Origin of the sequence: Enterobacter cloacae complex sp. FDA-CDC-AR_0132 (assembly GCF_003010695.1) — a bacterium.
Classification (GTDB): domain Bacteria; phylum Pseudomonadota; class Gammaproteobacteria; order Enterobacterales; family Enterobacteriaceae; genus Enterobacter; species Enterobacter ludwigii.
Genome location: NZ_CP027618.1, coordinates 2,455,180 through 2,468,004, shown reverse-complemented (window position 1 = coordinate 2,468,004; position 12,825 = coordinate 2,455,180). Strand labels below are relative to the sequence as shown.

Here is a 12,825-nt window from a genome sequence, read left to right as displayed (position 1 = left end):
ACCGCAGGGATTTTACCAGAGTGCGTAATATCATCCCGTGAAAAATACTTAACAATTGTTTGGGCATGAAAGGGGGCAAAAATTTCATTACCTTCCGAGGATCACTTAGAATAGTGTGCTTAATCATTTTATACGAACCAGGAACGACGCCATGAGCAAGTCTGAAAACCTCTACAGTGCAGCCCGCGAGCTTATCCCAGGTGGCGTGAATTCGCCTGTTCGCGCCTTTACCGGCGTAGGCGGTACGCCGCTGTTTATCGAACGTGCTGACGGCGCGTATCTGTATGATGTCGATGGCAAAGCCTATATCGATTATGTCGGCTCCTGGGGTCCGATGGTGCTGGGTCACAACCATCCTGCTATCCGCAATGCGGTGATCGAAGCCGCCCAGCGCGGCCTGAGCTTCGGCGCGCCAACCGAGATGGAAGTGAAAATGGCGGAACTGGTCACCGAACTGGTCCCGACAATGGACATGGTGCGTATGGTGAACTCCGGTACCGAGGCCACCATGAGCGCGATCCGCCTGGCACGTGGTTTTACCGGCCGTGACAAGATCATCAAATTTGAAGGCTGCTACCACGGTCATGCGGACTGCCTGCTGGTAAAAGCCGGCTCCGGCGCGCTGACCCTCGGTCAGCCGAACTCACCGGGCGTACCGGCTGACTTTGCGAAGCATACCCTGACCTGCACCTATAACGATCTGAACACCGTTCGGGCAGCCTTCGAGCAGTATCCGCAGGAGATTGCCTGTATCATCGTTGAACCTGTCGCAGGCAACATGAACTGCATTCCACCGCAGCCGGAGTTCCTGCCGGGTCTGCGCGCTCTGTGCGATGAGTTTGGCGCTCTGCTGATCATCGACGAAGTGATGACCGGCTTCCGCGTCGCGCTGGCGGGGGCACAGTCTTACTACGGCGTAGAGCCGGACCTGACGTGCCTTGGCAAAATCATCGGCGGCGGCATGCCTGTCGGTGCATTCGGGGGACGTAAAGAGGTGATGGAAGCGCTGGCGCCGACTGGCCCGGTCTACCAGGCGGGAACCCTTTCCGGCAACCCGATTGCGATGGCCGCAGGTTTCGCCTGTCTGACCGAAGTCGCGCAGCCGGGTATTCACGAAACCCTGACCGATCTGACAACTCAACTGGCCAACGGCCTGCTGGAGGCCGCGCAAGAAACCGGTATTCCTCTGGTGGTAAACCACGTTGGTGGGATGTTCGGGATTTTCTTCACCGATGCGAAAACCGTGACCTGCTATCAGGATGTGGTGAAGTGTGACGTTGAACGCTTCAAGCGCTTCTTCCATCTGATGCTGGAAGAAGGCGTCTACCTGGCACCATCCGCGTTTGAAGCAGGCTTTATGTCCGTCGCGCACAGCGAAGACGATATCAATAAGACTATCGATGCTGCGCGCAGGGTCTTTGCGAAGTTGTAAGACAGAAACGAACTGCTGCCCTCTCCACCCGGAGAGGGCAATACCCCACCGCCCTTCTACCTGCTTTGCTTTCTCAACAAATAGATAAAGTACGGCGCCCCGATAAACGTCGACAGCAACCCGGCAGGTATCTGGTACGGGAACAGCACCATCCGCCCCAGCCAGTCAGCCACCACCAGTATTACGCCCCCCGTCAGCGCCGACATCACAATGTGCGGCATCGTGCGACGAAAGCCCATCATTCTGGCAATGTGCGGCGCCATTAAGCCGACAAAGCTCAGCGGGCCGATGGTCATGGTGGCCGTTGCCGTGAGGCATGCGGCCAGCAGCAGTAACCCGATACGGGACGGCGCCAGGGCCATCCCCACCGCACGCGCGGTCTCGCCGCCCAGCGGCAGAATGGTCATCCAGCGACGGCACAGCGGCACCATCGCCAGCAATACGATCATTGCAATCCCGGAATGCACGACCTGGCTGCCGGTGGCGCTGTACGTTGAACCGGAGATCCAGGTCAGGATCTTGGCCATACGCGGATCGCCACTCGCCTGCAGCATCATCAGCAGCATAGTAAATGCCGTGCTGAGCGCCATCCCGGCAAGCAGCATCCGGTGAGGGGAAAACCCACCACGCCCGGAGGCAATGAGGATGATCAGCAGCGTCACCGCCGCGCCAACGCTCCCGGCAGGCATCAACCAGCCGAAGGCATTTCCCGGCACCAGGAACAGCATCAGGACCACGCCAAAGGCGGCACCAGAACTGATACCCAGAACCTCCGGGCTGGCCATCGGATTACCGGTCAGACGCTGGATAATACAGCCCGCCACCGCCAGCATGACCCCGGCGATTAACGCCGAGAGAATGCGCGGCCAGCGCCACTGCATGAGTTCGTTAAGCAGATCCCCAGACGCCCAGTGCCAGCCCACCGCATCGCGTCCGAAAGCGAGCGCGGCAAATGAGATAACAATCAGCACTGCCAGCCCGGCAAGGCTGAACCCCAGCACTGACTGGCGCTCAGCATAGACCTTATCGCCAGCATCCATCGCTGGCGCGCTGATACTGCGCAGACGCGGCAGCAGCCACAGCAGCAGCGGTGCACCGATAAGCGCCGTCATCGAACCGGTAGACACTTCCATCCAGACGCGTGCCAGCCAGAGAATGATTTGATCGGAAAGCCAGAGGATCAACGCGCCAATCAGCGGGGCTAACATCAGGCGCGCCAGCAGGCGGCGCGCACCGAGCATTTTTGCCAGCAGCGGCGCAAATAGCCCGATAAACCCGATGATGCCTACCGCATTAACCAGCAGGGCACTGAGCACAATCGCCAGCGTCAGCGCCCCCAGACGGGCCAGCGACAGCGCCAGCCCCAGATTACGCGCAACGCCATCATCAAGACCCATTAACGTCAGCGGGCGCAAGAGCAGCAGCGTCAACACGACGCCACCGACGAGCTGCGGCCACAGACGCTGCACGACGCTCCAGTCGGTCTGGGTGAGCGTACCGGTGCTCCAGAGGAACATGCTCTGCAGCTGATCGTGATGGAACAGCACCAGCAGCTGATTAATCGCGCCGCAGTACAGGCTCACCACCAGCCCCGCAAGAATAAGCGTGACGGGGGAGAGACGTTTGCCCCAGGCGACGCCGAATACCAGCGCGCCCACCACACACGCACCGGCGAGGGCAGCAAACTGCGAGGTCAATGCCCCAGGAAACGCCCAGAGTGTGGTAATCGTGATCCCAAGCTGTGCCCCGGTCGCCACGCCAAGCGTCGTCGGCTCGGCCAGTGGGTTACGCAGTACCTGCTGGAATAAAACGCCCACCAACCCTAATCCCGCACCGACCAGCAGCGAAATCGCAAGGCGCGGCAACAGACTGTAGTGGAACAGCATTTGCTGAATATTATCGATATCTGGCGTCACTAGCGCCGCACGCCACTGGTCGCGCGGTAAGGCCGTCGACAGATTGAACCAGGTCAATGCCAGCGCGCACAGGAAAAGGAGGCAAAGTAACAGTGCCGGGAAACGGGCAATACGCTTACTCATGCCTGGCCTCCCAGCGCGTTGTCCAACACGCGGGCAAAGTGCATGGCAGAAAGCGTCGCGCCGTAGAACCATACCGCAGGTGCGCGCAGGAACCGTTTTTCACGCACAAACGGCATTGCCTGCCAGAGCGGCGTCGCCATCAGGGTTTGCATCTCCCGCTCGTTGCCGTGGTCAAAGCACAACACATCCACATCGCGAAATGCCGCAAGACGGTCAATCCCCACGGCGGTGCTGCCCCAGAAGGTCATCTCCCCTTCCCAGGCATTACGAATACCAAAACTGTCGAGCACGTCCTGGAACAGGCAGTTTTTCCCAAAGACCAGCATATGGCGGGCATCCAGCAGCGTCACCATCAGCAGCGGGCGATCGCCCCGGTGAGCAAAACGCGGCTTCAGGGCGTTAATCAGGGCATCAAAATCGTCGAGATGTTTTTTGGCCTCAACCTCACGGTTAAGGAACTGTGCCATCTCGTGGAGGGAGTTTTTCGCCATCGCCAGCGGATTTTTACCGTCGCTGAAGGAGAAACCACGGCCGGGCGCAATCCGTGCCATTGTCTCTTCTGACGGGCCGTAACCTGCAGACCAGAACAGGAATGACGGCTTCATCTGGGTGAGCAGTTCGAGATTTGGCTCGGTGCGCAGGCCGATGTCGATTACCGAGTCCGGTAGCCTCGGCTCATTCACCCATAGCCTGTAGTTGGGAATATCCGCCACACCATAGGGCGTAACGCCCAGCGCCATCATCAGCTCTACCGGCAACCATTCCAGCGCCACAATGCGGTGTGGATCGACCGCAGCCGCACGCGCGGTATTCATTTTTAACAGCAGCGGTGAAAGCGCCATTGCCGTCAGCAGACGACGGCGACTCATCAACATAGAATCCAGCATCAGTACACAAAGCTCACCGGTGCAGCCCCGGCAGGGTGAGGCAAAATCCCCATTGGAATACCGTAAATGTGTTCCAGCGTTTCACTGCGCATCAGTTCAGACGGCGTCCCCTGGGCGATCATCTCACCGCCGCGCAGGGCAACGAGGTAATCGCAGTAACGCGCGGCCATGTTGATATCATGCAGGACCGCGATAACCGTCAGACCGCGCTGCTGGCTTAAACGATGCACCAGCGCAAGCACGTCGACCTGATGGGCAATGTCCAGCGCAGAGGTCGGTTCGTCGAGCAGCAGGCAGCGGCTGTCCTGGGCCACCAGCATTGCTATCCACGCGCGCTGACGCTCCCCTCCTGACAGGCTGTCTACCAGACGGTGGGCCAGTGGTTTTAGCCCCACCAGCGCAATCGCCTCTTCCACTTTCTCTCTGTCGGCCACGCCGAAACGGCCAAGCGCGCCGTGCCACGGATAACGCCCAATCGCCACCAGTTCACGCACGGTCATCCCCTCCGCCTGCGGCAACTGCTGCGGCAGATACGCCACTTTGCGGGCAAAGGCTTTACTGCTCCAGCTCTCCAGCGGCTGACCGTCCAGCAGGATATCGCCTTCTGACGGCGGCTGATGGCGGCCAAGCATTTTGAGCAGCGTTGATTTACCAGAGCCGTTGTGACCAATCAGGCCTGTCACTTTACCTGCCGGGAAGGTCAAAGAGAGCGGATGCAGCAGGGTGCGTCCGGGCACGCGAAAGGAGAGATTATTGAGCGTGAAGGTGGTGTCGGATTGCGTTTGATTATCCTGCATATCGGCCAACTTAAATAAAAAGGGCACGGCGAACCGTGCCCGAAGAGAGATTAGAAGCGGAAGGTCGCGGTGGCGACAACCTGACGTTCAGCACCCCAGTAGCATGCATAATCCTTGTAGCAGCTGGAGACATATTCCCGATCGAACAGGTTATTCACGTTCACCGCCACAGATGACCCCGGCAGACCCAGACGGGCCAGATCGTATTTCACCATCGCATCGGCAAGGGTGTAGCTCGCGACGTTAAACGGCTGATCTTTTTTGTCGCCGCTTGAGTAGTAGCTCACCGTGTTACCGATGTAACGGGTACCGGCACCAATCGTCAGGCCGCTTAAGGCCGTGTCGGTGAAGGTGTAATCTGCCCACAATGACGCCTGATTACGCGGCACTTCCGCCGGACGTTTACCTTCAAAGGTGCTGTCATGGGTGTACTCAGCATCAATAAAGCTGTACGCCGCGGTCACGTTGATATTGGCGTTAACCGCTGCCTTCGCTTCCAGTTCGAAACCGCGAGAACGGATCTCACCGGTCTGGATACTGTGAGTATTCGTTGGATCGTTCGGATCCGCCGTCAGGTTCTTATCTTTCGTCAGCTGGAACAGCGACGCGGTGACCACAACCGGCAGGTCTTTCGGCGCGTATTTCACACCCGTTTCATACTGCTTACCGCGGGAGGGGTCGAACGGTGTGCCGTTACGATCGGCGCCCGATACCGGCTCAAACGACTCGCTGTAGCTGAAGTAAGGCGAGATACCGTTATCAAAGAGATAGTTAATCCCCCCGCGCCAGGTGAAAGCCTGGTCGTGGTTTTCAGCCAGCGAATCGGCCGTACCGCGCGTCAGCGTTGAGGCCATCACGTAGTCGTAGCGTCCGCCCAGCGTCAGCACCCACTTATCCCACTCCGCCTGATCCTGAGCATAGAGCCCGGTCTGTTCATTACGGTTAACGACGGAATAGTTAGACCATGGCAGGTTGGTGTTGATATTCGCGTTGCCGTAATCCGGGTTCTGGATATCAATAGGGTCGGCGGAACCGTACAGCGCATTGATATCATTACGCATACGCGAGTAATCAACGCCCGTCAGCAACGTGTGGTCTACGGCGCCCGTCGCGAATGTCGACTGCAGCTGAGTATCCACGGTAAACATATTCAGATCTTCATCTGAACGCACGTAAGCGCGGTTAATCTTGCCAGGCTCAGCGTAGCCATTGCCGTAAACAGAGCGGTAGAGCGTATGCACTTTTGCGTAACGCAGATTCTGACGCACGGTGAACGTGTCATCAAACTGATGCGAGAAGCTGTAACCAATCAACTGCTGGCGACGAGCCATCTTATTATCCGCTTCACCTTCGTTGAAATCGGTTGGGATCTTATGCTCATTGCCGTTTGCGTCACGGTATGGCACTACCGTCCCTTCCCGTGGCAACCAGCCGTAGTAGCCCGCTTCCGGATCGTTCTGGAAATTGCTCAGGAAGGTGAAATCGGTTTTGTCATCCGGACGCCAGCTAAAGGAGGGCGCAACCGCATAGCGGGTTGATTTTGACATCTCCTGCTGTGCGTTCTGACTACTGCCAAGACCGGTCAGGCGGTACGACCACACGCCATCTTCATCGATTGCATCACTGAAATCGAAGCCCGTTTGCCACAGGTTATTGGTCCCCATTTTAAACTGGACTTCTTTCAGCGGCTCGGTCAGTGGGCGTTTGCTCACCATACTGACGATACCGCCTGGATTGCTGTTGCCGTAGAGCACAGACGTAGGTCCGCGCATCACTTCTACGCGCTCAAGGAAGTACGGATCCATGGAAGCTTCGGAGTAGTTATTCCCCATCAGCTTCATGCCATCGAGATACTGGTTGGTGTTTACCGTCGAAGGCGCGGTAAAACCACGAATTGAGACCACATCATAGGTGGTGGAACTGCCGCGGGTCGCAAACACGCTCGGCGTATAGCCCAGCGCCTCTTTGACGGTCGCTGGCTGGCGGCGTTCCATTTCATCACGCGTTACCACGGAAATAGACTGCGGGGTCTTTTCAATCGCGGTATCGGTTTTGGTCGCCGTTGCCGTGCGTTTTGCTGCGATCGTTGGCGCAGGCCCCCACGGACTTTCCTGGGCGGCAGGCGCGGCAGTGACGGTGATGGTTTCTTCTTTTTTCTGGGTTTCAGCCGCATGTGCATACGTAGACATGCCGGCAACCGCTGTGGCTACGACGACCGCGATTTTTCGCAGCGACGTGTGAATTGGCTGAGCAGTATTGGAAAGCGCCATGTTTATCTCTGATGGAAAAGTGAATGATAACGTAAACGAGAATTATTATTATGACCGCAGAATAATATGCGAAACGCTGGCTGCATAGCAAGCAGTAAGCAGCCCTACGAGAATTAAGGGTTTAAGAAATAAACAAGAGAAAACGAAGGGTTAATCAGAATGAAAACGAGGGTTAAGGAAATGGAAAGTACAGGTAAAAAAATCCCCCCTTTCGGGGGGATGTGAAGCGTTAGTTACCGCCGAACATATCTTTAATCCAGCCCGCGACACCGTCGCTGTCTTTTTTCTCATTCTGCTGCTGCGGCTGTTGTTGCGGCTGCTGCTGAGGCTGAGAAGACTGCTCGAACGGATTACCCGTCGGTTGCTCTGGCTGGCTTTGCTGGCACAGCGAATCCGGGTTGGTGGTCCAGACAGGCAAGGTACGCATACCGCCGCCACAGACAAAGTTACCGGAACCGTCCACGCCCATATCGACGATATCTTCCGGCGCCACCAGATTCAGCGGTACCGGAGACTGATTCGCCAGATAGCGCTGGTAAATCGACATCGCCCCGCTTGCACCGTACAGTTTGGTTGGCTGGTTGTTATCGCGGCCTACCCAGGTGATCACCACTTCACGGCCATCGATACCGGCGAACCAGGTATCCACGTTGTTGTTGGTGGTCCCGGTTTTACCTGCCAGATGCAGGCCCGGATACTTCGCACCCAGTTGACGTCCGGTCCCCCGCTGCACAACCTGCTGCATCGTCCACAACGTCATATAGGCCGCCTGCGCTGGCACGGCACGTTCCGCTTGCGGGAAGCTCTGATACAACACGGAGCCGTCCTCAGCAATCACTGAACGCAGAGCAGAGAGCTGTGCACGGTTACCCCCGCTGGCAATGGTCTGGAACGCCTGAGCCACTTCGATCGGCGTCAGGTTAAGCGCCCCCAGGATCATCGCCGGAACAGGATGGAGCTGATCTTTCGGCACACCCAGTTTCTGCCAGGTGTCGACAATCGCCGGCAGACCGAGCGCCATACCCAGGTTCACCGTTGGCACGTTCATCGAGCGGGTCAACGCATCCACCAGCATGACCTGGCCGCTGAACTGTTTATCGTCGTTCTGCGGAGACCATACCTGGCCGTTAGGCTGGCGCAGGGAAATCGGCGCATCGGCAATCCAGGTATTCAGGCGATACTGGTTAGGCTGACTCAGGGCGGTAAGATAGGTTGCCGGTTTTGCCAGTGAACCAATCGAACGTCGCGCCTGCATTGCACGGTTGTAGCCTGCGAACTGCGGCTCAGCACCGCCCACCATGGCGCGAACTTCGCCGGTGTTACGGTCAACCACCACCATCGCGGTTTCAAGATCGCTCAGCTTACGCTGTTTCTTCAGCGCCGGGATGCCTTCCACCGCAGCTTTTTCAGCGGCTTCCTGCGCCACGGAATCGAAGGTGGTAAAGATCTTCACGCCGGAGAGATCTTTCACCTTATCACCGAGCTTGCTTTGCAGCTCCTGACGCACCAGCTGCATAAACGCAGGCTGAGGCGAGATCACGCCACCGCGCGGCTGAACGCCGAGTGGACGTGCGCTCAGCATGTCGTACAGCTCCTGGTCAATCACCTGCTGTTGTTGCAGCAGACGCAGCACCAGGTTACGACGTTCCAGCGCCAGTTTCGGGTTACGCCACGGGTTATAAATGGACGCCCCTTTCACCATGCCCACCAGCAGCGCCTGCTGGTCAAGACTCAGCTCTTCCACCGGACGACCAAAGTAGTACAGACTTGCCAGCGGGAAGCCGCGGATTTCGTTATCCCCGCTCTGACCGAGGTACACCTCGTTCATGTACAGCTCAAGAATACGATCCTTGCTGTAACGCGCATCCATCAGTACGGCCATGTACGCTTCGTTGGCTTTACGCCAGTAAGAGCGCTCACTGGAGAGGAACAGGTTCTTCACCAGCTGCTGGGTCAGCGTACTCGCCCCCTGTACCGTCCGTCCGGCGGTCAGGTTAGCCAGCACCGCACGGCCAATTGAGTAAAGGCTGATGCCATCATGCTCATAGAAGTGACGGTCTTCGGTTGCCAGCAGGGTATCAACCAGCAGGTCCGGGAAGCCGTTACGGGCAACGAACAGACGTTGTTCGCCGTTCGCCGACGAGAGCATGGTGATCAGACGCGGATCGAGACGGAAGAAACCGAACTGACGGTTGTTATCCATGTTCTCGATGGTATCCAGACGATCGCCGTCAAAGGTCAGACGCGCACGCACCTGGCCCTCTTTGCTGTCCGGGAAATCAAACGGACGGCGGATCATCTCAATGCTTTTCGCCTGCACGGTAAATTCGCCAGGACGCGTCATTTTCGACACCTGACGATACTGGGTGGCTTCCAGCAGTTTCACCATCTCGTTCTTGCTGATGGACATATCTGGCTCAAGGTTCACCATGCGGCCATACACCGCCGCAGGCAGTTGCCAGACTTTTCCGTCGATACGGCTACGGATCTTCTGATCCAGATAGACGCCGTAAATCGCCATCAGCACAACAAATACAATGAACAGCTTCAGCAGCAGCCAGAACCAGCCGCGCTTGCCCCGAGGCTTACGCCCTTTGCCTTTCCCTTTACGCGGCATCGGTTCTTCATCCTCATAATCGTCTTCATAGTCATCGTCATAATCCTCATCTCTGAGGCGACGACGGCTTACCTTTTCTTTCGCCGGACGCGTTGGTTTTCCCTTACGTCCTATTGGCTCGCGGTCATTCCCCGCCATGCTTTTTCTCCGCAACTTTCAGGCGCAAGGGCCCGATTCTCTTTTCTTCCACTGGCCTGTGAAAGAAGAAATCTCTCAAAGTAAACAGCAAGACCTTCCAGACAGGAACGTCTTTAGTATTTTCTCCCGCACCCTGCGGGTGAGGGCATCAAGCCGCACGTTCCCAGCCACCCCCGTCACGAATACTTCTTCGTCCGTCGTGTCGGTGCCGTATTTGCCGGATCGTCCGGCCAGACATGTTTGGGATACCGCCCCTTCATCTCTTTTTGCACGTCACGGTAGCTCCCCGCCCAGAATGCCCCCAGGTCGCGGGTAATCTGTAACGGGCGATGGGCTGGCGACAACAGCTCCAGCACCAGAGAGACGCGCCCTTGCGCCACAGAAGGCGTGGTGGCCTCTCCAAACATTTCCTGCATACGTACCGCCAGCGCCGGAGGATTATCCTCGTGATAACGAATGGCAATCCGGCTTCCGGTCGGCACAGTGTAATGCCCTGGCAGTTCACTATCCAGACGTTGACGTAATGACCAGTCCAGTAAATTCTGTAACGCGACCTTAACATCAAGCGCTTTTAGCGCACGCAGCGAGTGTACACCGTGCATTTGCGGCAGCAGCCAGCGTTCCAGCGAGCCCAGCAATGTCTCATCATCGACCGCGGGCCAGTCATACTCCGGTAGCCAGCGCGCGGCACAGTGCAGACGAATACGGTACTGTTCCGCCTCTGGCGTCCAGTTCAACACCCCTAACCCTTTGTCCCGGATGCCGTTCAGCATGGCCAGATGCAGCACCTCTTCCGACGGTTTTGCCAGCGGCGTGGTGCCGAGGATCAGTTTACCTGTCTGGCTGCGACGAAACGCCTTCAGCGTGCCCTGAGCCTCATCCCATTCCACGGTATCGGATTGCTGGACCAACTGCGGACAGGCACGCGTCAGGGCGTCAATATCCACCGCGATAGCCTGTAAAATACGCGCGTCCGGGGAGTGGCTACCCTGTAACAGTAACGGCGCAATCAGCCATTCGTGACGCGTCATGGCGTCATCGCTGTCCAGCATCGCACCCATGCCATTGGCCAGTTGATATCGCCCGTCCAGACCGCGACGACGTGCGATCCTGTCGGGAAACGCCTGCGCTAACAGAGGCGCGATAGCCGCGCTGTCTGGCGACCCGGCTTTGCCGTTAAGTCGCCGGCAAAGCTGCTGCGCCCGCTGCTGCCAGTTCCCCTGATTGCGGGAAAAGGCCTGCGCCAGATCGCTGCTGCCACCGCGTGGTGGCTCCTCAAGAATAGCCGCCAGTTTCGCCGCCGTAGCAATTTCATCTTCCCCCTGCGCGGTCACCAGCATCGCCGCCAGGCGAGGGTCATTGCCCAGCGCGGCCATTTTTTGCCCGCGGGATGACAATCGCTCACCATCAAGCGCCCCCAGGCGGTTCAGTAAGGTCCGGGCAGCAGCAAGGTTCGCGGCGGGTGGAGGATTAAGCCAGGTCAGCTGTGCCGGATCCGGGCATCCCCACTGCAGAAGATCCATCACCAGCCCCGCCAGATCGCTGTGTAAAATTTCCGGCGTGCTTTGCTGTGCAGCGCGCTCAGCCTGCTCTGCGCTGGTCAAATGCAGGCAGATACCGGGCTCAAGACGTCCCGCACGGCCTGCACGCTGGACCATCGACGCCTGGCTTATGCGCTGCGTCAGCAGTTTAGTCAGCCCGGTGCGCGCGTCAAAGCTCGCCACCCTCTCCTGCGCACTGTCCACCACCAGGCGAATGCCTTCAATGGTTAAACTGGTTTCGGCAATATTGGTTGCCAGCACCACTTTACGCTGCCCCGCGGGCGCGGGCAGAATCGCTTTACGCTGATCCGCCAGTGACAGCGCGCCGTAGAGCGGGCAAAGCAGCACGTCACTTCCCACCCGGGAAGCCAGTTGGTCCTGCACGCGCTGGATCTCGCCTACGCCTGGCAAAAACAGCAATAGCGATCCCGATTCCTGGCGGAGCAATTCGGCGGTTGCGATGGCTACCGCGTCGTCAAAACGCTGATGGGCAGGCAATGGTTGATAGCGACGCTCAACGGGAAATGCTCTGCCTTCGGAGGCGATAACCGGCGCGTCGGGCAACGTCTGCTGCAGTCGCTCGTTATCCAGCGTAGCGGACATGATAAGCAACCGGAGGTCGTCGCGTAGTCCTTGCTGAACATCAAGTAACAGCGCCAGTGCCAGATCTGCCTGCAGGCTACGTTCGTGGAATTCATCCAGAATCACCAATCCGACGCCGTTTAACTCCGGATCGTTTTGCAGCATGCGGGTCAGGATCCCTTCGGTCACCACCTCAAGGCGCGTGGACGGGCCAACACAGGTTTCGGCGCGCATACGGTAACCCACCGTCTCGCCCGGCTTTTCACCAAGCAGTTCCGCCAGGCGATGCGCCACGTTCCGTGCGGCCAGCCTGCGCGGCTCCAGCAGGATAATTTTCCCGCGGACAGTGCCCTCTTTGAGGATCTGCAGCGGCAGCCAGGTGGATTTACCTGCGCCTGTCGGGGCGTTAAGTAAAACCTGCGGGGCATGGTGTAAGGCAGCAAGAAGCTCAGGAAGGACGACGGCGACCGGCAATGAGGACACTAACAGCTCCAGAGGGTTAACATTAGTCGGCGTACATTG

7 protein-coding genes are annotated in these 12,825 nt (G+C 58.0%); 1 reads left to right on the top strand and 6 read right to left on the bottom strand.

From position 1 onward, the window contains the following. Window positions 1-151 precede the first annotated feature (151 nt). The gene (hemL, locus tag AM379_RS11920; RefSeq protein WP_041162433.1) at window positions 152-1,432 is read left to right on the top strand and encodes a glutamate-1-semialdehyde 2,1-aminomutase; all 1,281 of its coding nucleotides are present in this window, start codon (window positions 152-154) and stop codon (window positions 1,430-1,432) included. A gap of 56 nt (window positions 1,433-1,488) precedes the next feature. Here hemL and fhuB read toward each other — a convergent pair whose 3' ends face one another. The 6 genes from fhuB to hrpB all read right to left on the bottom strand — a co-directional run bounded on the left by fhuB (window position 1,489) and on the right by hrpB (window position 12,786). Continuing rightward, window positions 1,489-3,471 (bottom strand): Fe(3+)-hydroxamate ABC transporter permease FhuB, encoded by a 1,983-nt coding sequence (gene fhuB / locus AM379_RS11915; RefSeq protein ID WP_106503738.1) that lies wholly within the window; start codon window positions 3,469-3,471, stop codon window positions 1,489-1,491. Then, a complete protein-coding gene (fhuD, locus tag AM379_RS11910; RefSeq protein ID WP_040018653.1) occupies window positions 3,468-4,358 on the bottom strand; it encodes a Fe(3+)-hydroxamate ABC transporter substrate-binding protein FhuD in 891 nt (296 codons plus the stop codon). Before fhuD ends, fhuB begins: the two co-directional genes overlap by 4 nt. Further along, window positions 4,358-5,155, bottom strand: a complete 798-nt coding sequence (fhuC, locus tag AM379_RS11905) for a Fe3+-hydroxamate ABC transporter ATP-binding protein FhuC (RefSeq protein ID WP_020882606.1) — start codon at window positions 5,153-5,155, stop codon at window positions 4,358-4,360. The genes fhuD and fhuC overlap by 1 nt, the downstream gene beginning before the upstream one ends. Window positions 5,156-5,205: 50 nt before the next feature. After that, a complete protein-coding gene (gene fhuA / locus AM379_RS11900; RefSeq protein WP_020882605.1) occupies window positions 5,206-7,425 on the bottom strand; it encodes a ferrichrome porin FhuA in 2,220 nt (739 codons plus the stop codon). Between the two features lie 229 nt (window positions 7,426-7,654). Then, window positions 7,655-10,180, bottom strand: coding sequence for a bifunctional glycosyl transferase/transpeptidase (mrcB, locus tag AM379_RS11895; protein WP_020882604.1), 2,526 nt, complete (start codon window positions 10,178-10,180; stop codon window positions 7,655-7,657). Window positions 10,181-10,356: 176 nt separating this feature from the next. Next, on the bottom strand, window positions 10,357-12,786 hold the full coding sequence (gene hrpB, locus AM379_RS11890; RefSeq protein WP_106503737.1) for an ATP-dependent helicase HrpB: 2,430 nt from the start codon (window positions 12,784-12,786) through the stop codon (window positions 10,357-10,359). Window positions 12,787-12,825 lie beyond the last annotated feature (39 nt).